19 protein-coding genes are annotated in these 21,087 nt (G+C 67.4%); 10 read left to right on the top strand and 9 right to left on the bottom strand.

Going from position 1 to position 21,087, the window contains the following annotated elements:
• Positions 1–68: 68 nt before the first annotated feature.
• The 5 genes from AC4NN1_RS00430 to ctaE all read right to left on the bottom strand — a co-directional run bounded on the left by AC4NN1_RS00430 (position 69) and on the right by ctaE (position 4,988).
• Complete coding sequence (locus AC4NN1_RS00430; RefSeq protein WP_491954282.1) at positions 69–503, bottom strand: rhodanese-like domain-containing protein; 435 nt, start codon at positions 501–503, stop codon at positions 69–71.
• A 79-nt stretch (positions 504–582) separates the two neighbouring features.
• Entirely contained in the window at positions 583–2,406 is a 1,824-nt protein-coding gene (gene qcrB, locus AC4NN1_RS00435; protein WP_442928094.1) for a cytochrome bc1 complex cytochrome b subunit, read from the bottom strand.
• On the bottom strand, positions 2,403–3,479 hold the full coding sequence (gene qcrA / locus AC4NN1_RS00440; RefSeq protein WP_018186482.1) for a cytochrome bc1 complex Rieske iron-sulfur subunit: 1,077 nt from the start codon (positions 3,477–3,479) through the stop codon (positions 2,403–2,405). The genes qcrB and qcrA overlap by 4 nt, the downstream gene beginning before the upstream one ends.
• Positions 3,480–3,518: 39 nt before the next feature.
• Positions 3,519–4,319 (bottom strand): cytochrome bc1 complex diheme cytochrome c subunit, encoded by an 801-nt coding sequence (gene qcrC / locus AC4NN1_RS00445; RefSeq protein ID WP_018186483.1) that lies wholly within the window; start codon positions 4,317–4,319, stop codon positions 3,519–3,521.
• 24 nt (positions 4,320–4,343) lie between these two features.
• Complete coding sequence (gene ctaE / locus AC4NN1_RS00450) at positions 4,344–4,988, bottom strand: aa3-type cytochrome oxidase subunit III (protein WP_018186484.1); 645 nt, start codon at positions 4,986–4,988, stop codon at positions 4,344–4,346.
• 122 nt (positions 4,989–5,110) lie between these two features.
• On the opposite strand from ctaE, the gene trpD reads away from it, so the two are divergent.
• Complete coding sequence (gene trpD, locus AC4NN1_RS00455) at positions 5,111–6,163, top strand: anthranilate phosphoribosyltransferase (RefSeq protein WP_363459293.1); 1,053 nt, start codon at positions 5,111–5,113, stop codon at positions 6,161–6,163.
• 9 nt (positions 6,164–6,172) lie between these two features.
• Complete coding sequence (locus tag AC4NN1_RS00460; RefSeq protein WP_311870598.1) at positions 6,173–7,165, top strand: PHP domain-containing protein; 993 nt, start codon at positions 6,173–6,175, stop codon at positions 7,163–7,165.
• A gap of 4 nt (positions 7,166–7,169) precedes the next feature.
• Here AC4NN1_RS00460 and AC4NN1_RS00465 read toward each other — a convergent pair whose 3' ends face one another.
• The 3 genes from AC4NN1_RS00465 to AC4NN1_RS00475 all read right to left on the bottom strand — a co-directional run bounded on the left by AC4NN1_RS00465 (position 7,170) and on the right by AC4NN1_RS00475 (position 9,539).
• Positions 7,170–8,087, bottom strand: a complete 918-nt coding sequence (locus tag AC4NN1_RS00465; protein WP_491954283.1) for a 5'-3' exonuclease — start codon at positions 8,085–8,087, stop codon at positions 7,170–7,172.
• Positions 8,088–8,103: 16 nt separating this feature from the next.
• Positions 8,104–8,787 (bottom strand): hypothetical protein, encoded by a 684-nt coding sequence (locus AC4NN1_RS00470; protein ID WP_491954284.1) that lies wholly within the window; start codon positions 8,785–8,787, stop codon positions 8,104–8,106.
• Between the two features lie 218 nt (positions 8,788–9,005).
• Positions 9,006–9,539, bottom strand: coding sequence for a hypothetical protein (locus tag AC4NN1_RS00475; protein ID WP_491954285.1), 534 nt, complete (start codon positions 9,537–9,539; stop codon positions 9,006–9,008).
• 230 nt (positions 9,540–9,769) lie between these two features.
• On the opposite strand from AC4NN1_RS00475, the gene AC4NN1_RS00480 reads away from it, so the two are divergent.
• From AC4NN1_RS00480 to uvrB, 6 genes are all read left to right on the top strand, one after another.
• Positions 9,770–10,051, top strand: a complete 282-nt coding sequence (locus AC4NN1_RS00480; RefSeq protein WP_311857879.1) for a YchJ family protein — start codon at positions 9,770–9,772, stop codon at positions 10,049–10,051.
• A 147-nt stretch (positions 10,052–10,198) separates the two neighbouring features.
• Positions 10,199–11,650 carry a 30S ribosomal protein S1 gene (rpsA, locus tag AC4NN1_RS00485; RefSeq protein ID WP_064002307.1) on the top strand — a complete coding sequence of 484 codons (1,452 nt, stop codon included), beginning with the start codon at positions 10,199–10,201 and terminating at the stop codon, positions 11,648–11,650.
• A gap of 162 nt (positions 11,651–11,812) precedes the next feature.
• The gene (locus tag AC4NN1_RS00490; protein WP_491954286.1) at positions 11,813–13,465 is read left to right on the top strand and encodes a sensor histidine kinase; all 1,653 of its coding nucleotides are present in this window, start codon (positions 11,813–11,815) and stop codon (positions 13,463–13,465) included.
• The gene (locus AC4NN1_RS00495; RefSeq protein ID WP_018186493.1) at positions 13,462–14,649 is read left to right on the top strand and encodes a hypothetical protein; all 1,188 of its coding nucleotides are present in this window, start codon (positions 13,462–13,464) and stop codon (positions 14,647–14,649) included. Before AC4NN1_RS00490 ends, AC4NN1_RS00495 begins: the two co-directional genes overlap by 4 nt.
• 23 nt (positions 14,650–14,672) lie before the next feature.
• Positions 14,673–15,269 (top strand): dephospho-CoA kinase, encoded by a 597-nt coding sequence (coaE, locus tag AC4NN1_RS00500; RefSeq protein WP_491954287.1) that lies wholly within the window; start codon positions 14,673–14,675, stop codon positions 15,267–15,269.
• A gap of 61 nt (positions 15,270–15,330) precedes the next feature.
• Positions 15,331–17,412 (top strand): excinuclease ABC subunit UvrB, encoded by a 2,082-nt coding sequence (gene uvrB, locus AC4NN1_RS00505; protein ID WP_018186495.1) that lies wholly within the window; start codon positions 15,331–15,333, stop codon positions 17,410–17,412.
• A 16-nt stretch (positions 17,413–17,428) separates the two neighbouring features.
• On the opposite strand, the gene AC4NN1_RS00510 is transcribed toward uvrB, so the two are convergent.
• A complete protein-coding gene (locus tag AC4NN1_RS00510; RefSeq protein WP_018186496.1) occupies positions 17,429–17,665 on the bottom strand; it encodes a hypothetical protein in 237 nt (78 codons plus the stop codon).
• A 40-nt stretch (positions 17,666–17,705) separates the two neighbouring features.
• Here AC4NN1_RS00510 and AC4NN1_RS00515 point away from each other — a divergent pair, with 40 nt between their 5' ends.
• Both AC4NN1_RS00515 and uvrA read left to right on the top strand, forming a co-directional pair.
• Positions 17,706–18,146: a MarR family winged helix-turn-helix transcriptional regulator gene (locus tag AC4NN1_RS00515; RefSeq protein WP_020097516.1), complete on the top strand. Its 441-nt coding sequence runs from the start codon at positions 17,706–17,708 to the stop codon at positions 18,144–18,146.
• Between the two features lie 54 nt (positions 18,147–18,200).
• On the top strand, positions 18,201–21,086 hold the full coding sequence (uvrA, locus tag AC4NN1_RS00520; RefSeq protein WP_491954288.1) for an excinuclease ABC subunit UvrA: 2,886 nt from the start codon (positions 18,201–18,203) through the stop codon (positions 21,084–21,086).
• Position 21,087 lies beyond the last annotated feature (1 nt).

Genomic DNA, 21,087 nt, shown 5'->3' on the forward strand with positions numbered 1-21,087 from the left:
CCCCTAACTGGGCCACATTCGTGGACACTGATCGGCCATGGGCTTCGGACACAGACTCAGCGCCGGTCTCAGGCGGGTGTCATCGCGCGGGGCCAGGGCATCACCAAGGGGTCGAAACGTCGGGGGAGCGGCCCTTCTAGGCCCTCGACGGGCAGCCCCTCTCGCGCCCAGTACTCGAACCCGCCGATCATCTCCCGCACCGCGTAGCCGAGTCGTGCGAACTCGACAGCACCGCGGGCTCCGCCGTTGCATCCCGGGCTCCAGCAGTAGACGACCACCGGGATGTGCTGCGCGATCTCGCTTGCGGCGCGCGACGCGATCTGACCGTGGGGGATGTGGATCGCTCCCGAGGCGTGACCCTGATCCCAGGCATCGGTGTCGCGCACATCGACGAGCACGAAAGCATCGCCCGCGCGCTGCGAAGCATAGACGTCGCTCGGATCGGTCTCGACGAGGAGCTTCGTCTCGAAGTAGGAGAGGACGGATGCGGGGGAGGGGATCATGTGATCGACGCTACGGGCACACGTTAGCGGCGGGGTCCGACCATTCGGTCAGACCCCGCCGCTTTTCTGCCAGACGAGCTCAATCGTTCGAGCGGTCGTCCTTCTTGGCGGGTGCGTCGTCCACCACGATGATGTTCGACGGGCGGTTGGCCGTCTCAGGGTTGTGGCCGTCGTCGATCGGGCGCAGGGGTGCGTCCGGAGCTCCGGCGCGCTCGTGGGCACCACGGATCTCCTCCTGCTCCTCGTGCTCGATGTGCTCGAGCGCGTGGTGCTGGTGGGCGATCGCGGCATCCACCTCAGCCTGCGTGACGGGGGAGAGGCGATCCTCGAAGAACCACCGCGACAGCGATGCGCGGACGTTCTGGTGCCACGCGATGCGACCGTTGTCGTTGGGCCGCACGACCAGGGGCTCGTGGATCTCGAAGTCGATGAGCTTGACGCGCTCGTAAGCGTCGACAGGCTGGTGGACCTCGATGTACTCGCCACCCGGGAGGCGCACGATGCGACCGGATTCGTAGCCGTGCAACGCGATCTCGCGGTCCTTCTTCTGCAGGGCGATCGCGATGCGCTTCGTCACGAAGTACCCGACGATCGGCCCGATGAACAGGAGCGCCTGGAGCGAGTGGATCACGCCCTCCATCGTCAGATGGAAGTGCGTCGCGATGATGTCCGAGGAAGCGGCGGCCCAGAGCACGGCGTAGAAGATCACGCCGGCCACACCGATCGCGGTGCGCGTCGGTGCGTGACGGGGACGCTGAGCGATGTGGTGCTCCCGCTTGTCGCCGGTGACCCACGCCTCGATGAACGGGTAGATCGCGACGAGGACGATGAACACGCCGAGGACGGCGACCGGCAGCAGGATGCCGAAGGACCAGGTGCGGTCGAACAGCACGACGTCCAGGTGCGACGGTGCCAGACGGAGCGCACCATCGGCGAACCCGATGTACCAGTCCGGCTGGGTACCCGCGGACACGGGCGACGGGTCGTAAGGACCGTAGTTCCAGATCGGGTTGATGGTGAACATCGAGGCGATCAGCACGAGCACACCGAACGTGATGAACAGGAAGCCGCCCATCTTCGACATGTAGATCGGCACCATCGGGTAGCCCACGACATTGTCGTTCGTGCGGCCGGGGCCGGCGAACTGCGTGTGCTTGTTGATGATCATCAGCATCAGGTGCGCCGCGATGAGCGCGATGAGGATGAGCGGGAGCAGCAGGATGTGCAGCGTGTACAGACGGTTCACGATCGCGGTACCCGGGAACTCGCCTCCGAACAGGAGGTACGAGGTCCACGTGCCGATCAGGGGGAGGCCCTTGATCATTCCGTCGATGATGCGGAGACCGTTGCCCGAGAGCAGGTCATCCGGAAGCGAGTACCCGGTGAATCCGAGCGCCATCGCCAGGATGAACAGCACGAAGCCGATCACCCAGTTCAGCTCACGCGGCTTGCGGAATGCACCCGTGAAGAAGACACGCAGCATGTGCACGCCGATGGCGGCGATGAACAGCAGGGCTGCCCAGTGGTGCAGCTGACGGACGAGCAGGCCGCCGCGGAGGTCGAACGAGATGTTCAGCGTGGACTCGAGGGCCGCGGACATCTCGATGCCGCGCAATGGTGCGTATGCGCCGTTGTAGTGCGTGGGAGCCATCGACGCTTCAAAGAAGAACGTCAGGAACGACCCCGACAGGAAGACGACGACGAAGCTCCACAGCGCGATCTCACCGAGCATGAACGACCAGTGGTCGGGGAAGATCTTGCGCCCGATCTCCTTGACGAGGCCCGAGATGCTCGTTCGCTCGTCGAGGTAGTTCGCGGTGGCGCCGATGAAGCGGCCGCCGAGGGGCTTGTCAGCCGGTCGGGCCACCGTGGTGGCCGGTGCGGATTCAGTCGCGGTGCTCAATGACGCTCCCAGAAGCTTGGCCCGACGGGCTCTTCGAAGTCGCTCTTAGCGATCAGGTAACCGTCTGCGTCCACCGTGATGGGCAGCTGGGGGAGCGGTCGGGCGGCCGGGCCGAAGATGACCTCGGCGCCGCGGGACACGTCGAACTGCGACTGGTGGCACGGGCAGAGAAGGTGGTGGGTCTGCTGCTCGTAGAGTGCCACGGGGCATCCGACGTGGGTGCAGACCTTCGAGTACGCCACGATCCCGTCGTAGGACCAGTCGAGGCGGTTGTACTCGGCGGGCAGCTGCTCGGGGAGCAGCCGCATGAGCAGGACGATCGCCTTGGCCTTCTCTTCGAGGTAGCCGTCGAGGTGGTCGACATCCTTGAGCGATTCGGGCATCACGTGGACGGCGGAGCCGAGGGCGATGTCCGCAGCGCGGATGGGGAGGCCGGAGGGGTCGTGCGCGAGGCGCTCACCCTCCTTCCACATGGTGTGCTTCAGAAGCGCGACCGGGTCGCCGGCGAGCGGCTTCTCCTCGGAGGAGTGCGGAGCGAGCCCGCGGAAGAGCGTCACGCCGGGGACGATGGACGCGACGACAGCGGCGATGAGTCCGCCGCGGATCGCGGTTCGGCGTCCGAACCCGGACTCCTCGTTCGCCTCGCGGAAGACGTCGACCGCTGCTTCGCGGGTCGACTCCTTGCCGCGGGTCGAGTGACGAGCCTCGATGTGCTCCTTGTCGGGCATGATCGCCTTCGACCAGTGGATCGCAGCGATGCCGATGGTCAGCAGAGCGAACCCGATGCCGAGACCGATGAAGAGGTTGTTGCTCCGGATGTCACCGAAGTCGCCGCTCTCGATCGGGAACAGCATGTACGCGGCGACGGCCCAGAGGCTGGCGGCGAGAGAGATGTAGAACAGCGTGTAGACGGTACGGACCGCGCGATTCATCGCCGCCGGGTCCTTGTCGGTCATCCGCTCACGGTGGGGCGGCAGACCGGGGTTCTGCACGGGGTCGGCGACCGCGACGACGAGCCCCGACGAAGGCTGAGGAGCCTTCTCGAGCGCCTGCGGCTCTTCCTCGTGTGACATTGTGCTCCTCGCCTTGAAATTCTTTACGTCAGTGGTGGGTCAGTTGGACTTCGCGGTGATCCACACCGAGATGCCGATGAGAGTGCCGATGCCGAAGATCCAGATGAAGAGACCCTCGGACACGGGACCCAGCGACCCGAGCGTGAACCCGCCTACGGGCTCGCTCTTCTGCAGGTACATGAGGGACGAGATGATGTCGCGCTTCTCGTCCGGCGTGATGGTCATGTTGTTGAAGACCGGCATGTTCTGCGGCCCGGTCACCATCGCGGCGTAGATGTGCAGTGGGCTGGTCTTGGTGAGCGCGGGGGCGTACTTGCCCTCGGTCAGCGCGCCACCAGCCGCGGCGACGTTGTGGCACATCGCGCAGTTGATGCGGAAGAGCTCGGCGCCCTCCGTCAGGTTGCCACCGCCGTCGAGGATCTTCTCGTCGGGGTAGGTCGGTCCGGGGGCGACGGACTGCACCCAGGCCGCCATCGCCTTGATCTGGTCCTCGGTGAACTGCGGCGCCTTCTGGGGAGCCTGCGGTCCCTGAGCCTGGAGCGGCATGCGGCCCGTCGAGACCTGGAACTCGACCGACAGCTCGCCGACTCCGTACAGGGAGGGGCCGTCAGCGGTGCCCTCGAGGTCGAGACCGTGGCACGTCGCGCAGTTCGCCTGGAACAGCTTCTTGCCGTCTTCGACGGTGAGCGCGGATGCCGTGTCGGTGGACGTGGTCGACGCCATGGCAGCGGATGCGCCGGCGTAGATGCCACCCGTGAGCAGCAGGCCGACGCCGATGAGAGCGGCTGCCGCCCACTTGCTGCGACGGCCCGTGTGCCGACGCGGGGTCTTGGATGCCATTGAGGAACTCAGCTCCGCTCTGTATTACCGGATGAAGTAGATGACGGCGAACAGGATGATCCACACGACGTCGACGAAGTGCCAGTAGTAGGACACGACGATCGCGGAGGTCATCTCCTTTCGACCGAAGTTCTTGACCGCGAATGCGCGCCCGATGATGAGCAGGAAGGCGATGAGGCCACCCGTCACGTGAAGAGCGTGGAAACCGGTCGTGATGTAGAAGGCCGACGCGTAGGAATCCTCGCTGATCGGCAGGCCCTCGGCGACCAGGGTGGCGTACTCCCACACCTGGCCCGAGACGAAGACGGCGCCCATGATGAACGTCAGGTAGAACCACTCGACCATTCCCCACTGGCGGAAGTTCCAGAAGGATCCGCGACGGTAGGGCTGGAAGCGCTCGGCGGCGAACACACCGGCCTGAGCGGTGAACGACGACAGCACAAGGATGAGCGTGTTCACCGCGGCGAACGGCACGTTCAGCAGCTCGGTGCGACTTGCCCACAGCTCCGGCGAGGTGTTGCGGATCGTGAAGTAGATGGCGAAGAGGCCGGCGAAGAACATGACCTCGCTGCCCAGCCACACGATCGTGCCGACAGCCACGGGGTCCGGTCGTTTCACCGAACGCAGTGCCTGGTTGTATGTCGCGGGAGTGGTCGTCACGCTCCCCATTATGGCCGATGTTGGGGGAGGGTTTCGCATTCCTGAAGGTACTTGTCTCTTTCCGCCGGGTCGGCGCCGTCGATGGGCCCGCCGGGAGTCGCCTGCCAGAGTGCTGAGTAGGATCGGGGGTCATGGCGGACATGTACTCCTGGCCCGAGATTCTCTCCACGGTGCTGGACGGCAAGAACCTCAGCGTGTCCGAATCGACCTGGGCGATGCGCCAGGTGATGAACGGTGACGCGACCTCTGCGCAGCTCGCCGGGTTCCTCGTCGCGCTGCGGGCCAAGGGCGAGACCGTCGATGAGATCGTGGGATTCCGCGACGCCATCCTCGAGGCTGCGGTGCCGCTCCCCGTGCCGGCAGACGTGCTCGACATCGTCGGCACGGGAGGCGATCGTTACGGGACCGTGAACGTCTCGACCACCGCCTCGGTCGTCGTGGCGGCCACCGGCATCCCGGTCGTGAAGCACGGCAACCGCGCGTCGAGTTCGAAGTCAGGGTCATCGGACGTGCTCGCTGCACTAGGTGTCGATCTGACGCAGACTCCGGAGCGTGTTGCGGAGGTCCTCGACGAGGTCGGGATCACCTTCGCTTTCGCCTCCGCCTTCCACCCTGGCTTCCGGCACGCCGGACCGACGCGGGCGGAACTCGGCATCCCGACCGTCTTCAACTTCCTCGGGCCGCTGTGCAATCCGGCGCGCGCCGAAGCCAACGCCGTCGGTGTCGCTCACCTGGACCGTGTGCCGCTCATCACCGGTGTCTTCCAGACGCGCGGTGCGACGGCACTCGTGTTCCGTGGCGACGACGGGATGGACGAACTCACCACGACAGGCCACAGCCGCGTCTGGGAGGTCAGCCGGGGAGACGTGCGCGAGCACGACCTCGATCCTCGCGACCTCGGCATTCCACGGGCGGAGATCGCTGACCTGCTCGGCGGCGATGCCGAGCACAACGCGGCGATCGTGCGTCGCGTGCTCGACGGCGAATCCGGTCCGGTCCGCGACATCGTCCTGTTGAACGCCGCCGCCGGCATCGTGTCGTATCGGCTGTTTCAGGATGCCGCCGAGCTCCAGCGTCCGTTCGTCGAGCGACTCGCGAACGCCTATGCCGAAGCGGCAGCCGCCGTCGACGCGGGCGCCGCGCGGGCCAAGCTCGATGCGTGGGTCGCCGCGTCCGGACGCTGAGCGCGCACCGTGGACCCGATCGAAGCCCTCACGGAGATCGCGGAGCTCCTCGAGCGCGATCGCGCGTCCCGGTACAAGTCGAAGGCCTTCCGAGCAGCCGCAGAGTCCCTCGCGGGTCTGAGCCCTGCTGAGCGGGCTGACGTCTCCCGTCTGCGCGCCCGGAAAGGCATCGGCGCCTCCACCTTCGCCGTGATCTCGGAGGCGCTTTCCGGGCGCGTGCCGACCTACCTTGCGGACCTGCGGGAACGAGTCGCGCCCACCGAGGTGTCGGCATTGCGTCCGCTCCTGCGGGGCGATCTGCACGCCCACTCGGAGTGGTCCGACGGGTTGACATCGATCGAATCGATGGTCGACGCCGCGCGTTCGCTCGGCCATGACTACCTCGCTCTGACCGACCATTCGCCGAGGCTCAGGGTGGCGCGCGGACTGTCTGCGGAGCGGCTCCGCGAGCAGCTCGCACTCATCCCTGATTTCTGCGACGAGACGTTCACCCTGCTGAGCGGGATCGAGGTCGACATCCTCGACGACGGCTCCCTCGACCAGGAGGACGATCTCCTCGAATCCCTCGACATCGTCGTCGCGTCCGCGCATTCCGCCCTGCGGATGGAGCAGGCGCCGATGACGCGCCGCCTGGTGGCTGCGGCATCCGATCCCCGCGTCGACGTGCTGGGCCATGTCACCGGCCGCCTCGTGTCGGGGGCGCGGGGGACCCGTCCGCCGTCGGTGTTCGATGCGAGAGCCGTCTTCGAAGCGTGCGCAGAACACGGCACCGCGCTCGAGATCAACTCCCGCCCGGAGCGGGAGGATCCGCCGGACGATCTGCTCGCCCTCGCGATCGAGATCGGATGCCTCTTCTCGATCGACTCGGACGCGCACGCCCCGGGGCAGCTGTCGTTGCTGGACCATGGCGCGGCGCGCGCGGAGCGCGCCGGTGTGCCCGCTGACCGCGTCATCACCACGTGGCCGCTCGAGCGACTCCGTGAATGGGCGTCGACGAGCTGAGAGGTCAGGCCCGGGCGGTGAGCGCTGCCCGTGCGCGGGTCGCCGAGGATCCTAGTGACCAGGTGCCCGCCAACTGCGCCACCGCCTCCTCGTCCGGCGCGGTGATGCGGGCATCCACGGGCGGTAGATCGAGCGTCCGCACGACCTCGACCACGCGCGGCGCGACGTCGAGGTAGTCGGAGGCAGCGAGGATCTTCGCCCTGACGCCCGCGCTCATCCCTTCGCCGGCCTCGGCAGCGCTCCGGATGCCGGTGAGATCGCCGTGCGCGGCCAGCAGCGTCGCCGCGGTCTTCTCGCCGATGCCGGCGACACCCGGGAGTCCGTCGGACGCGTCGCCTCGCATCGCGGCGAAGTCGGCGTACTGCGATGGGAGGACGCCGTATTTCGTGACGACGACGGCGTCGGTGAGTACTTCGAGCTTGCTCATCCCGCGGCCCGTGTAGATGACGCGGACGCCACGGTCGTCGTCGACGAGCTGGAACAGGTCGCGGTCGCCGGTCACCACGTCGACGGGGATGGTGTTCGTCGACGCGAGCGTCCCGATGACGTCATCGGCCTCGTGCTCCGGAGCGCCCATGATCGGGATGCCGAGTGTGCCGAGCGCGTCACGGATCACCGGGACCTGGCTCTCGAGAGGGTCGGGGATCTCCTCGACGTCGGGGGCCGACGCGACCGCCTCGGCGACGCGGTGCGTCTTGTAGGACGGGATGAGATCGACGCGCCACTGCGGCCGCCAATCGTCGTCCCAGCAGGCGACGAGGTGGGTCGGCTCATACGTGTCGACGAGCTTCGCGATCATGTCGAGGAAGCCGCGGACGGCGTTCACAGGACGACCGTCTGCCGCCTTCACCGTGTCGGGCACGCCGTAGAACGCGCGGAAGTAGAGGCTGGCGGAGTCGAGCAGCATGAGGCGGTCGGTCACGCGCTCATCCTCGCACTCAGCAGCCGGGGCCGCTCGGGTCCTCGTCGCAGGTGCGTTCCACGAGTGCCGTGTCCACCTCGACGACGCGGATGACGGTGGTCGGCGTGTTCAGCTCCAGGAGTCCGGCGATCGGGAACCAGCCGCCGCCGGCATCCGCTTCTGCCGCGTAGCGGATCGTCACGCTCGCCTCGTACGCCCCGGCTGTGCCGTAGCTGTGGCTGGTGCCCGTCGCGGTGAACTGCGGGACGTCGAGGTCGTCCCACGACGTTCCCGGTGAGGTCGTCTCGCGGGTGGTCCCGTCGCCGTAGTCGAAGACGTACGCGACGGGCGTGAAGCGGACGGTCACGGGGATGTCGAAGATCTGGCCGGTGACGGTGTGCTCCGTGGCGTCGACGACGAAGTTCGTGGGCATCCCGACCACACCCACGCCGTCCGGTTCACCGATGACCTTCGGCGGCTGGGGCGCGAACTGAGCGACGTCCTCGATCGTCGCGGTGGTCGGGTCGGGCGCCGCCGGCGCGGGAGCCGGGTCGGCGGGCTGCTGGTCGGCCTGTTCGGTTCCCGGTAGCGGCGCTCCTCCCGGGGCCACGACCGCGCCCGCGCACGCTTGGTCGAACGCGCACTGCGCGAGCCACTCGTCGCGGGTTCGTGCGCCGGGGTAGTAGGCGTCGGGGTCCGGGGGCGGGGGAGCGACGTTCACCGAGCCGCCGCCGCCTCCGCCGCGGTTCGAGCCGCGATCTGGGACGGCGGGTGCTGAAGCGGATTGACGCGTCGCGCCGATCGAGACGGAGGAGCCGTTGTTTGAAGCCTCGCAGCTTCCGCCACCTGACCACCGGTCCGCACTCCCGCAACCGCCTGCCGCAGCGGCGGGAGCGGCGGAGGCAAGGAGAATAAAGACGGCAGCGAGAAAGGTGACCGCTAACCGGCGCATTCCTTGCCTTCCGGGCCGTCCCCAATCTTGACGAGTTTCATGTCTCCCGAAGACGTCCGCTTGATCGTCGCTGTCTCAGCGCGGCGATCTGGTCTGTCCTTCTCGACAAGGCTCTTCCCACTGGCGTCCGTTAAGACCACTCCTGAGACGTCCAGACATACGGATAGCTGTGCCTCCGTGGAGGATGCGCTTATCGGAGCGATGCTCACGATTTCTGTGCGACCAGCGACTACGGTCTGGTCGGCGTGAAGCTGGGAAAACGACTCTCTGTCCATCTTGTTCAGATCCCCGGCCGTAAGTGCAAACAGTGGCTCGAACGTTGCCGGGTCTGACAGGTCCACCTCGTTCAGCGCGTCGATGTACGCCCGGTACGTCTTCTCGGCGGCGGCGAACGCCTCTTCCTTCGATGCGAACCCTGTCGGCGTGGGGGAGGGTTTCGGAGCAGCAGCCGGTGCGCAGGCCGCGAGGGCGGTGACGAGCGCGACCGTGGCGAGCAGCGCTGCGGAACGTCGAGCGATCATGCCGTCCACGGTAATGAAAGCGGGCCGCCCGGCGAACGATTCTCCACAGCGCGTAGGCTCGCTGACGTCATTCGCGAATATGGGGAGGGACCATGTCGTTCGGGGCTGCGGCATCCGCTCGTCGGGGACGTCGGGTCGCGCTCGACGCACCATGTCCTTGCGGTCGGCGCCCGTTCGGGTCGTGCTGCGGACCCGTTCTCGACGGTCACGCCGCCGGGACGCCCGAAGACCTGATGCGTTCGAGGTACACCGCCTTCGCGCTCGGCGATGCGCGCCACCTGATCGACACGTGGTTCCCCGGGACCAGGCCCGACGGCCTCTCGCTCGATGACGCGGTCACCTGGATGCGGCTCGACATCCTCAGCGCGAACACGTCGGAGGACGGTCGCTCCGGGAGGGTGCGCTTCCGCGCCCATTGGGTCGACGGTGACGCAGGCGATCCGCATGTCATGGAGGAGGACAGCCGCTTCGTGCGGCGCTCGGGCGTCTGGTATTACGTCAGCGCTGTCTGATACCCTGGAGCGTCGCACGCGTGGCACCTGTGCCGCGCCCGCGCAGCATCGCAACACCAACCACCTTGCCCCGATCGGCTTCCGCGCGTCCTCGTGCGGATGAGCTCCGGGGCCCGAATACAACACCATCCAAGGACAACCCCCTACATGACTAACGCAACGACCGCCCCGGCCACCAAGCAGGTCGCCATCAACGACATCGGATCTGCTGAGGACTTCCTGGCCGCGGTCGAGAAGACCCTGAAGTTCTTCAACGACGGAGACCTCATCGAAGGCACCGTCGTCAAGATCGACCGCGACGAGGTCCTCCTCGACGTCGGCTACAAGACCGAGGGCGTCATCCCCTCGCGCGAGCTGTCGATCAAGCACGACGTCGACCCCAACGAGGTCGTCAATGTCGGCGACCAGGTCGAGGCCCTCGTCCTCCAGAAGGAGGACAAGGAAGGCCGCCTGATCCTCTCCAAGAAGCGCGCACAGTACGAGCGTGCCTGGGGAGACGTCGAGAAGATCAAGGAGAACGACGGCGTCGTCACCGGTTCGGTCATCGAGGTCGTCAAGGGTGGTCTCATCGTCGACATCGGCCTCCGCGGCTTCCTCCCCGCGTCGCTCATCGAGCTCCGCCGTGTCCGCGACCTCACGCCGTACCTCGGCCAGGAGATCGAGGCCAAGATCCTCGAGCTCGACAAGAACCGCAACAACGTCGTCCTGTCGCGCCGCGCCCTGCTCGAGCAGACGCAGTCCGAGTCGCGCTCGAACTTCCTCAACAACCTCCACAAGGGTCAGGTCCGCAAGGGCACCGTCTCGTCGATCGTCAACTTCGGTGCGTTCGTCGACCTCGGTGGCGTCGACGGTCTCGTCCACGTCTCGGAGCTCTCGTGGAAGCACATCGAGCACGCATCCGAGGTCGTCGAGGTCGGTCAGGAAGTCACCGTCGAGATCCTCGAGGTCGACCTGGACCGCGAGCGCGTCTCGCTGTCGCTGAAGGCGACGCAGGAGGACCCGTGGCAGGTCTTCGCCCGTACCCACGCGATCGGTCAGGTCGCTCCGGGCAAGGTCACCAAGCTCGTCCCGTTCGGTGCGTTCGTCCGCGTCGCCGACGGCATCGAGGGCCTCGTGCACATCTCCGAGCTCTCGGGCAAGCACGTCGAGCTCGCCGAGCAGGTCGTCTCCGTCGGTGAAGAGGTCTTCGTCAAGATCATCGACATCGACCTCGAGCGTCGCCGCATCTCGCTCTCGCTCAAGCAGGCGAACGAGTCGGTCGACCCCAACGGTACCGAGTTCGACCCGGCGCTGTACGGCATGGTCACCGAGTACGACGAGAACGGCGAGTACAAGTACCCCGAGGGCTTCGACCCCGAGACCAACCAGTGGAAGGAAGGCTTCGACGAGGCCCGCCTCGCCTGGGAGGCCGAGTACGCCGCTGCTCAGGGTCGCTGGGAAGCCCACAAGGCTGCCGTCGCCAAGGCCCTCGAGGCCGAGGCTGCCGCTCCCGCCGACTCGGGTTCGTCGTCCTTCTCGTCCGAGGTCTCGAGCGGTGCAGGCACCCTCGCCGACGACGAGGCGCTGGCTGCTCTCCGCGAGAAGCTGTCCGGTCGCTGATCGACACCATCTGAATCGAGGGGTCGGAGCCATGTGCTCCGGCCCCTCGGTCGTTCCCGGGCGGATGCCGCGCCGCCGGTAGCCCGGTAACGTGCAGGTGTGGCGCAGGAGAACGAAGGATCGACCGCAGATCGATCTCCGTCCGACAGGGCGGGCACGCGGATGCGCCGATTCTTCGATGCGCCGTCCCGTCCGCTCCCGCTGACCGAGCTCCGCGATCGAGTCGCGGCGAACAACCAGTTGCTCCTCACGGTGATCGTCGCAGTCATCTTCCTCTCCGGCATCCCCGCCGGATGGCTGCCCGACGCGCCCCAGTTCGCTCCCGGTGCGGTGCTCGTCATCGTCGCGGCCATCGCCAGTCTCGCCGTCCCCTGGTCGCGACTGCACCCTTCGTGGGTCGCGGTCATCCCACTGTGCGACATCGTCGCGATCGGGCTCATGCGGACCTCGGATGTCCCGGGTATCGGTCTCCTGTGGGCCTTCCCCACGATGTGGCTGTCGTCGATGGGGCGGTTGTGGTTCGTCGTCGCATGCGTCGGATCCATCGGGTCCTATTGGGCCGCACTCCTGTTCGTTCCGGACTTCGAGCTCACCTGGGCCGTCATCGTCCTCCCGGCCGTCGTCATCGCGATCGGCGCGTCGACGTACAACGCCACTCGACGCTTCCTTGCGCAGCGCACGCTGCTCGACCGGCAGGCGGAACGCCTGACAGCCGCACTCCGGCATGCCAGTCGCCAGGAACAGCTGCTGACCGAGGTGCTCGACACCGTCGACTTCGGCGTGCTCCGGATCGGGGCAGACGGCGAGATCACCTTCGTCAACGATGCCCTCGGACGGTTCCAGCGACGCATCCCGGGGTTCGGCAGACCCGATGGCAGCGAGACGATCTTCGCGGCGGACGGCGAGACGCCGCTCTCCTCCGAGGATCGGCCGCTGGCCCGCATCGTCCGAGGCGAGACGTTCGATGACGTCGTGGTCTGGTATTCCGTGTCCGAGTCGCGTCGCGCGGCCCTCAGCCTCACTGCGCGACGGATGCGGGATGCCGACGGCAACCCTGCGGGCGTCGTCCTCGTCGCGCGCGACGTGACTGACGAGCGGACTGCTCTGAAGGCGCGCGACAGTCTCGTCGCGTCGGTGTCGCACGAGCTGCGCACACCGCTGACCTCGATCATCGGCTACCTCGAACTGGTGCTCGACACCGAAAACCTGCCCGAGACCGTGCACCGACAGGTCGATGTCGCCTATCGCAACAGCGAGAGGCTTCTCGGCATCGTCTCGGGGATCCTCGCCGCGTCGACCGCCTCGAGGATGTCGGCCGAGGTGACGATATCCCCCGTCCTCCACGACCTCGGCGCGGTCGTGCGGGCGGCGGCATCCGACCTCACCCCGATCGCCCGCGAGCGAGCCATCCGCATCGATGTGGACGAGGTCGGCGACACCCCGGCGTTCATCGACCCCGCGCGTGTGCGTCAGGTCGTCGACAACCTCATCAGCAACGCGATCAAGTTCAACCGCGACGGCGGCTCGATCACGCTGAACAGCGCGACGGACGGCGATGTCTCCTGGTTCCTCGTGCGCGACACCGGGATCGGGCTCTCGCCGGAGGATCAGGACAGGCTGTTCGAGCGGTTCTTCCGAGCCGAGTCCGGGGTCGCCGGGACGGGTCTGGGGCTCGCGATCAGCCGCGAGATCGCGCGCGCGCACGGCGGCGACATCACGGTCACCTCGACGAAGGGAGTCGGGACGACCTTCATGGTCAGGCTCCCCGCGCATGCGACCAGTACGCCCGTTGCCGCTCAGGAGGGGGCCGCATGAAGCTCGACCTCTTCTCGGTGACCGTCATGACGGCCCTGGTCGCGTTCGTGGCGACGGGCATCTTCGTCATCGAGACCCTGCGGCGGCGCGACGCTGGCGCGGGCCGACTGTGGGCGGTCGCGTACCTGTGCGGCACGGCGACCGCCTTCGCGTACATCTCCTGGGCTGCCGGCATCGGGGGCGAGATCGCCATCGCGATCGGGAACTCCGCATTCGTCCTCACTCCGGCGTTCATGTGGCTCGGCAATCGACGCTTCAACGACCGCCCCATCACCTGGCCGTCGGTGGTCGTCGGCGTCCTCGCGGTGACGACGTTCCTGGCGGCCGTCATCCGCGTTCCGGTCGATGGAGCATGGGGCGGCTGGACCGTCATGGCCGCCCACATCGTGCTGTTCTTCCTCGCCGGTGGCTGGGAGGCGCTGCGAAGGCCCATGGGACGCATCGGCAATGCGAAGCTGCTCACAGGTGTCCTCTTCGCCGCAGCCGCGTACTACGCCGCGCGGCTCCTCTGCTTCGTCATCGACGGGCCGGAGGGCGCGTTCTTCCAGACCTGGTTCGGTTCCATCTCGGCGAACATCGCGACGGTCGTCCTGACCATGGTCGCGGTCGTCGTCACCTCGATCCTGCGGGCGACCAAGAGCGCGACGCAGCGATACGAGTGGCTCAGCGAGAACGGCGTGGCCTCCGACGGCATCCTGCTCGGGCGGACCTACCGCGACGCGCTTCGCGACATGGCGGAGCGCGCCGGGTGGCGTCAGGAACTCGTCAGCGTGATCGTCGTCCACGTCGACGGACTCGACGAGATGGCGGCCGCATTCGGGTCGGATGCCGCCGACGAGCTCGCCGCCCAGTGGCGCCGGTCCGTGCGTCGACACGCGCCGGCCTCGGCGTTCGTGGGCGAGGACGGCGATTCCACACTCGCGGTCTGCGGTGTCGCCAGCACCGCGGCCGATGCGCGTCGTCAGGGCGCGGTGATCTACCGCGGCTGCATCGACGACCTCGCCGGCAACCCGACCGGACTCCTGCCCGTCGTCGGTGTCGGCATCGGACTGACCGAGACCGTCGGCTACGACACGGACGTGCTGATGGAGTCGGCGCGCGGCGCCGCGGTGCGCGCGTCGCGGAGCCTCGAGGCATCCGTCCTCTTCGGCGGACTGGATGAGGCGCGCTCTCACCTGACGTAGGCGGTCCGTGGCATCCTCGAGGGGTGCCACTCATCGCGTTGACCGGCGGAATCGCATCGGGGAAGTCCACCATCGATCGCCGGCTGGCCGAGCGCGGGGCGGTCGTCGTCGACGCGGATGCGATCGTCCGGGACGTTCAACAGCCCGGCTCTCCGGTCCTTGACGCGATCGCGGCGGAGTTCGGGCCGGACGTGCTGACAGCGGCGGGCGAGCTCGACCGTGCAGGCCTCGCCTCTCGGGTCTTCGGTGATCCGGATGCCGTGGCTCGACTCAACGCGATCGTTCACCCCGCCGTGCGCGAGGAGTCGGCACGGCGCTTCCGCGCTGCGGTCGACGCCGACCCGCGAGCCGTCGTGGTCTACGACGTGCCGCTCCTGCTCGAGGCTCGCGCGGAGGACCCCTGGGAGCTGATCGTCGTCGCCCACGCACCCGTCGCGCTCCGCCGGGAACGGCTGATCTCCCTTCGTGGGATGACAGAGGCGGAGGCGGACGCGAGGCTGGCGGCGCAAGTCGACGACGCGCGGCGTCTGGCGATCGCGGACGTCGTCATCGACACGGCGGGCTCGATCGACGAGACGCTCGCGCAGACCGATGACCTCTGGGCTCGCCTCACGGCCTGACCCGCCCACGCCGACGGCGAACGCCGGAGCCGGTGTCGGGACCCCGGCCTACGCTGGATCCATGCAGACCACGCGATCCGTCCGGCCGTTCGAGGTCATCAGCGAGTACGTCCCGAGCGGCGACCAGCCGCAGGCGATCGCCGACCTCGCCGCGCGCATCAACGCGGGCGAGACCGACGTCGTCCTGCTCGGAGCCACCGGTACCGGAAAGTCCGCCACGACAGCGTGGCTCATCGAGCAGGTGCAGCGGCCGACCCTCGTGATGGCGCACAACAAGACGCTGGCGGCGCAGCTCGCGAACGAGTTCCGCGACCTCCTGCCGAACAACGCCGTCGAGTACTTCGTCAGCTACTACGACTACTACCAGCCCGAGGCCTACGTCCCGCAGACGGACACCTTCATCGAGAAGGACTCCTCGATCAACGCCGAGGTCGAGCGCCTGCGCCACTCGACGACGAACTCGCTGCTGAGTCGTCGCGACGTGGTCGTGGTGTCGACCGTCTCGTGCATCTACGGCCTCGGCGCGCCGGAGGAGTACCTCCGCGCGATGGTGGCGCTGCAGGTGGGGGAGCGGTACGACCGCGACGCCCTCATCCGCAAATTCATCGCGATGCAGTACAACCGCAACGACGTCGACTTCTCGCGAGGCAACTTCCGCGTGCGCGGCGACACCATCGAGATCATCCCCGTGTACGAGGAGTTCGCGGTGCGGATCGAGCTGTTCGGTGACGAGATCGAAGCCCTGTACATGCTGCATCCGCTCACCGGCGACGTCGTGCAGAAGCTCGACAGCGTGCCGATCTTCCCCGCGTCCCACTACGTTGCGGGTACCGACACCGTGCAGCGGGCGATCGGGACGATCGAGCACGAACTCGAGGAGCGTCTCAAGGAGTTCGAATCGCAGGGCAAGCTCCTCGAGGCGCAGCGTCTGCGGATGCGCACGACGTTCGATCTCGAGATGCTGCAGCAGCTCGGCTTCTGCTCGGGCATCGAGAACTACTCGCGGCACATCGACGGCCGGATGCCGGGGGAGGCTCCGCACACGCTCCTCGACTTCTTCCCCGACGACTTCTTGCTGGTGATCGACGAGTCCCACGTCACCGTGCCGCAGATCGGCGCCATGTACGAGGGGGATGCCTCCCGCAAGCGCACCCTCGTCGACCACGGCTTCCGGCTGCCGAGCGCGATGGACAACCGTCCGTTGCGCTTCGACGAGTTCAAGCAGCGCATCGGACAGACGGTCTACCTCTCCGCGACTCCGGGGAAGTACGAGATGGGGATCGCCGACGGCGTGGTCGAGCAGATCATCCGGCCGACGGGTCTCATCGACCCGGAGATCATCGTCAAGCCGTCGAAGGGACAGATCGACGACCTGCTCGAGGAGATCCGCATCCGCGTCGGAAAGGACGAGCGCATCCTCGTGACGACGCTCACGAAGAAGATGGCCGAGGAGCTCACCGACTTCCTCGGCGAGCACGGGGTGCGCGTGCGCTATCTCCACTCCGACGTCGACACGCTCCGTCGCGTCGAGCTGTTGACCGAGCTCCGCCAGGGCGTCTACGACGTGCTCGTCGGCATCAACCTCCTGCGTGAAGGTCTCGACCTCCCCGAGGTGTCCCTCGTGGCGATCCTGGATGCCGACAAGGAGGGCTTCCTCCGATCCGGCACCTCCCTCATCCAGACGATCGGTCGCGCGGCGCGAAACGTGTCGGGTGAAGTGCACATGTACGCCGACAGGATCACCGATTCGATGGCCGCGGCCATCGATGAGACGGAACGACGCCGCGAGAAGCAGATCGCCTACAACCTCGAGCACGGCATCGATCCGCAGCCGCTGCGCAAGAAGATCGCCGACATCACCGACGCCCTCGCGCGAGAGGCGAGTGACACGCGCGACATGATGGACAGCCGCGGCAAGAGCAAGACCAAGTCGGGCAAGGGCAAGAGCCCGACCCCGCAGCTGCGGCGCGAAGGCATCGCCGCCGAGGGGGCGAATCAGTTGGAGGCGACCATCGAGGATCTCACGCGCCAGATGCTCGCGGCGGCGGACGAGCTCAAGTTCGAACTCGCAGGCCGGCTCCGCGACGAGGTCCAAGACCTCAAGAAGGAGCTGCGGGCGATGGAGCGGGCCGGTCACGCCTGACCGGCTCCCACGCCGATCAGGGGCAGTGCATGAGCGGGCGCTCGCCGGAGCGGTCGAACGTGTGCTGCGACATCGGTTGTCCGCACAGGGGGCAGGCGCGCTCCGTGCGGACCGGCTCCGGCTCGCTCTCGTACGGACCCACCGACGCGGGACCGGCGTAACGGATGAGGCGGCTGTTCCACCACGAGTAGAACCCGCCGGCGGCCCGGATCCGCTGACGCAGCGGCGGCCGTGATTCCCGTTCCTCGTTCATAATGATTAGTGTACTAACTATTAGGGGAGTGAGGACCATGATGGACGAGGACGTGCTGAAGCTGGAGAGCCAGCTCTGCTTCGCGATCGTGACGGCGGCGCGGAACGTCGTGTCGATCTACCGGCCGGTTCTCGAACCGCTCGGCCTCACCCATCCGCAGTACCTCGTGATGCTCGCGTTGTGGGAGAAGGCGCCCCAGTCGCTGGGGGAGTTGGCCTCGACCCTCGCCGTCGAGCCGGCGAGTCTCTCACCGACGATCAAGCGCCTCGAATCGCAGGGGCGTGTCGCCCGTCGACGCCGCACGAGCGATGAGCGCGTCCTCGACATCGAGCTGACCGAGGACGGACGTGCGCTGCGCGAACGCGCCCTCGACGTGCCCCGACAGATCATGGAGCGGGTCGGGCTCGGCATCGACGACGTGGCGCGTCTCCGTGACGGCCTGCAGCCCTTCGCCGGAGGGCGGGCGACGGTAGCGGACTGATCGCCCGGAGCGAAGACCGGAGCCCGTGTCGGTGGCCCAACCTAGGATTGACCGGTGCCCATCGTCCCCGTTCCCCACGCCTCCAAACTCAGTGTCCGCGGCGCTCGCGTCCACAATCTGAAGAACGTCGACCTCGAGATCCCGCGCGACTCGCTCGTCGTGTTCACCGGCCTGTCCGGGTCGGGCAAGTCGAGCCTCGCCTTCGACACGATCTTCGCCGAGGGCCAGCGCCGGTACATCGAGTCGCTCAGCTCCTACGCGCGGCAGTTCCTGGGGCAGGTGGACCGTCCGGACGTCGACTTCATCGAAGGACTCAGCCCTGCCGTCTCGATCGACCAGAAGTCGACCAACCGGAACCCGCGGTCGACGGTGGGCACGATCACCGAGATCAACGACTACATGCGACTGCTGTGGGCGCGGGTCGGCGTGCCCCACTGCCCCGAGTGCGGAGAGCGCATCCAGCGCCAGACGGTCCAGCAGATCGCCGACCAGCTCATGGAGCTGCCCGAGCGGACGAGGTATCAGATCGTCGCTCCCGTCGTCTCGCAGAAGAAGGGCGAATTCGTCGACCTCTTCAAGGAGCTGTCGGCGAAGGGCTACGCCCGCGCGATCGTCGACGGCGAGGCCGTGCAGCTGGCCGAGCCCCCGACGCTGAAGAAGAGCTACAAGCACGACATCGCCGTCGTCGTCGACCGCCTCGTCGCGAGCCCCGACATCCTGACCCGTGTCACCGACTCGGTGGAGACGGCGCTCGGCCTGGCCGGCGGCATCCTGCAGGTCAACTTCGTCGACGAAGAGGGTGACGACGCCTGGCAGAGCTACAGCGAGAAGCTGGCCTGTCCGAACGGCCACCCGCTCCAGCTGACCGAGATCGAGCCTCGGACGTTCTCGTTCAACGCACCGTTCGGTGCCTGCCCGGCGTGCTCCGGGCTGGGCACGCGTATGTCCGTCGACACCGAGCTGCTCCTCGGCGACGAGGAGCTCTCCATCGCCGAGGGAGTCATCGTCCCGTGGACGACGCAGGGCAAGGGCCTGTTCCAGTACTACGAGCGTCTGCTCGTCGGGCTCGCCGACGACCTCGGCTTCTCCCTCGACACCCCCTGGAAGGACCTGCCCGCCGACATCCAGGACGCGGTCCTCTCGGGCGAGAACTACAAGGTCACGGTCAAGTGGAAGAACCGCTACGGACGTGAGATGCGGTACGCGTCCGGGTTCGAGGGCGTGATCCCCTACATCGAGCGTCAGTTCACTCAGGCCGAGACCGACACGCAGCGACAGCGGTGGTCCGAGTTCCTGCGCGAAGTGCCGTGCCCCGTCTGCAACGGCGACCGTCTCAAGCCCGAGGTCCTCTCGGTCCTCGTCCACGGGCACTCGATCGCGGATGCCTCGCGCCTGAGCCTCGGCGAGGCGCAGGCCTTCTTCGCCGACATGGCCCTCACCGATCGCGAGGCGACGATCGCGGCCGCGGTGCTCCGCGAGATCCGCGCCCGTCTCGACTTCCTCATCCAGGTGGGACTGAACTACTTGAGCCTCAGTCGCGCCGCCGGTTCGCTCTCGGGTGGCGAGGCGCAGCGCATCCGTCTGGCTACCCAGATCGGCTCCGGCCTGACGGGGGTGCTCTACGTCCTCGACGAGCCCTCGATCGGGCTCCACCAGCGCGACAACCGTCGACTCATCGAGACGCTCGTGCGACTCAAGAGCCTTGGGAACACGCTCGTCGTCGTCGAGCACGACGAAGAGACCATCCACGCGGCCGACTGGATCGTCGACATCGGCCCGCGCGCGGGTGTCGAAGGCGGCAACGTGGTCCACTCCGGTCCCGTCGACCAGCTCCTGACCGACGAGGAATCGATCACGGGCGCCTACCTCAGCGGACGCCGTGCGATCGCCATGCCGAAGAAGCGTCGGAAGATCGACAAGGGCCGGCAGCTGCGTGTCGTCGGTGCGCGCGCGAACAACCTCCAGAACGTCACGGTGGACTTCCCGCTGGGCGTCCTGACCGCCGTGACGGGGGTGAGCGGGTCGGGCAAGTCGTCTCTCGTGAACGGCATCCTCTACGAAGTCCTCGCGACCAAGCTCAACGGGGCACGTCGCGTCGCCGGCAAGCACACCCGCGTGACCGGCCTCGAGCACCTCGACAAGGTCGTCCACGTCGATCAGGCACCCATCGGACGGACGCCCCGCTCGAACCCGGCCACGTACACCGGCGTCTTCGACCGGATCAGGTCGCTGTTCGCCGAGACGACCGAGGCCAAGACGCGCGGCTACCAGCCCGGGCGCTTCAGCTTCAACGTCAAGGGTGGACGCTGCGAGGCGTGCTCGGGCGACGGCACGATCAAGATCGAGATGAACTTCCTGCCCGACGTCTACGTCGACTGCGAGGTGTGCCACGGCCAGCGCTACAACCGCGACACCCTGACAGTCCACTACAAGGGCAAGAACATCGCCGAGGTCCTCAACATGCCGATCTTCGAGGCGGCCGAGTTCTTCGAACCGATCCAGGCGATCCACCGGTACCTCAAGACGCTCGTCGACGTCGGCCTGGGCTACGTCCGGCTCGGGCAGTCCGCGACGACGCTCTCGGGCGGCGAGGCTCAGCGTGTCAAGCTCGCCACCGAACTCCAGCGTCGGTCGAACGGCAGGACGATCTACGTGCTCGACGAGCCGACCACGGGTCTCCACTTCGAGGACGTCCAGCGCCTGCTCGAGGTCCTGAACAGCCTCGTCGACAAGGGCAACTCGGTCCTCGTCATCGAGCACAACCTCGACGTCATCAAGTCGTCGGACTGGGTCATCGACCTCGGCCCCGAGGGCGGGTCCGGCGGCGGCACGATCGTCGCGACGGGCACGCCGGAGCAGGTCGCGGCGGTTCCCGAGAGCCACACGGGTCAGTTCCTCGCCGAGCTCTTGGACGTGGCGCCCGCGCGCAAGGCGGGCTGAG

It is taken from the genome of Microbacterium sp. MDV22-iso44, from assembly GCF_058629135.1.